The following is a 656-nucleotide window of genomic DNA, read 5'->3' on the forward strand; positions in this document are numbered from 1 at the left end:
TAGGATTATGTTGCCCGCACTGTTGTAGGATGCGTAAGCAGGAAGAGCTACTGGCCGTTATATGGAACAGCTGCAAAAGAGAAGAGGCCTTTCGGGAAGTAAGTTCCAAGCTTATCGATCTGATGCGTTCCTCAACAAGATAGCTCCGTCTACCATACCGACGAGCCAGAAAAGACAACGGTTCGCAGAATATTTTTTGCGGACAAGAAACATTGTCACAATAATATTTACCAACCTTTATGACTAACTCCAAAGTATGACCGTAAACTTCAAGATCCTGAATATGACGGGAGTAGTAACTGTGCAATCGGTGACTGAAATGTCCGCAATAAGGACAGGAAGCCCCCTTGCCAGCCGTATGTAAAAAGACCGTCAATGAGCCAACAGCTTCAGAGATACCATCTTGTTGCAGATTATCGTAGCCAAGACTGAATCTGAAATCATGGAATAATCCCCTATTTGTAGGAGTATTTTCTTTTTTTGATGTATATTTGTACGTTGTAGATATGGCTTGTTGCATTGTAACTCTTAATGATGTGGTGTCTTTAAAGTTACTAAAAAGCAAACATATCTACAACTTTTTATAGGATTAAGAAAGAAGAAGAGGGAAACCGTCGAAATAAAAAAGAGATTACCACCAAATTTGACGAAGAACC

General features: G+C 40.1%; 1 protein-coding gene. It reads right to left on the bottom strand.

All coding sequences use genetic code 11. The features are described 5' to 3' along the window. On the bottom strand, positions 1-520 hold a 520-nt coding region (locus tag BSAG_RS23885), incomplete at its 3' end, for a transposase family protein (protein WP_008016323.1). Between the last annotated feature and the right edge of the window lie 136 nt (positions 521-656).

This window comes from Bacteroides sp. D1, assembly GCF_000157095.2.
GTDB classification, from domain to species: domain Bacteria; phylum Bacteroidota; class Bacteroidia; order Bacteroidales; family Bacteroidaceae; genus Bacteroides; species Bacteroides xylanisolvens.